Below are 1,433 nucleotides of genomic sequence, written 5' to 3'. Positions count from 1 at the left end.
CCGTCCCCGGCGTCGTCACCACGATGTCCCCGACGTGCTTGCGCAACGTCGACCCCGGGCGCACACCCGTGTTCGACGCATCCGGCTTGACGACGGCCGGGGCGGGCGCCGGCGCAGGCTCCGGCGCGGGGGCGGGAGCCGGTGCCGGGGCGGTAGCCGACGAGGCGCTCGTGGTGAGGGGCACTGCGGAGAGGTCGTCCCAGCGAGCGGTCACGGGCGCGTTGGTCGCGGAGCTCGAGAGGTAGGAGGCGATCCCGACGGCACCGGACTGCTGCAGCGCGGCCGTCGAGTCGGTCGCGGACACCTGCCACGACGACGGCTCGCTCGAGCCCGCCTTCCATGCCTTCGCCCGCAGCGTCGTCGGCGACGTGCCGACGACCTGGAGCCGGACGTTCACGGAGGTGCTGCCGCCGACGGAGAAGCCGAGCGACGTCGAGTCGAGGTCCGACTCGCCACGCGAGACCACGAGGGCCGTGGCGCCGGACGGCTGCACCTTCAGCCGGGCCCGGTAGTCCCCGGACGTCCCGACGCGACGGCCGAGCACCGAGAGGAACACGGCACCGCCCCGCGGTGCCTTGTCGAGCGACGTGCGGACGCGCAGGTCGGTGCTCGTCGACGCGTGGCCGGCGAGCACCGCCTGGGCCCCCGACGCGGGCCGTGCGAGGGCCTGCCGTCCGGCGCCCGAGCGGACTGCGAGGCCGCCCGAGCCGGTCCACGCGCCGCCCGCGTCGGCCGAGCCCCATCCGGAGCTCGTCGTGCGCGAGAAGGAGTCGCGGGACTGCGTGGTCGCCGCGCTGGCCGCGGTCGGGACGAGGACGCCGGCGAGACCGACCGCCGCGGTCACCAGGACGGTGAGCGCGCGGGCGCGTCGCGGCCGGGCGGTGCGCACGGCGGCGCTGTGGGTGAGGAGGTTTCGCATGCTGCTTTCCGTCGGACGGGGCGCACAGGCCGGCGCGCACGGGTGCGTGCGGCTGCCGGCGACGGGGCGCCGATGAGCGGCGAGGTGCCGCAGGACGTGCGGGACGACCCCTGGCTCCTGCGCACGGCGGCGCAGGGCGGGGGGTAGGGGTCACCCGCGAGGCACGCTGTGGAGCGGCACCTCTCGCGCCTCGGTGAGGCACGCCGGCTCACCCGCCGGGCCGAGGGGCGCACACGCGCCCGCGTCGACCCGGCCGGGTGGCCACGGTCCCGGGTGGGACCTCAGGGGGCCGTGCCCGTGCCGCTGTCGCGGCGGACGGTCACGGGAGCTCCGTTGTCCGCGTACACGTTCCCCGTCGCGGAGAACGCGACGGACGGCGTCGCGAGGATCGTGAACCAGTTGTTCTGGCCGGCCATGGGCACGTTGCGCATGTCACGGGCGAAGCGGTTGCGGTCCACCCGACCGAAGTCGAACGCACCCGTCTTCGAGTTGTGCACCAGCTTGATCGGGATGT

Annotated in this window: 1 protein-coding gene and 1 pseudogene; both read right to left on the bottom strand. The window is 75.6% G+C overall.

Translation table 11 applies throughout. From position 1 onward, the window contains the following. Positions 1-919: pseudogene (locus IEV86_RS17440) on the bottom strand (hypothetical protein); the annotation flags it as partial. Between the two features lie 281 nt (positions 920-1,200). Continuing rightward, on the bottom strand, positions 1,201-1,433 hold a 233-nt coding region (locus IEV86_RS17435; RefSeq protein ID WP_188484833.1), incomplete at its 5' end, for a hypothetical protein.

The sequence above is a fragment of the Cellulomonas carbonis genome (assembly GCF_014636275.1).
GTDB lineage: Bacteria > Actinomycetota > Actinomycetes > Actinomycetales > Cellulomonadaceae > Actinotalea > Actinotalea carbonis.
Note: the sequence above shows the minus strand (reverse complement) of the source record. Positions and strands in the feature narration are given on the sequence as shown.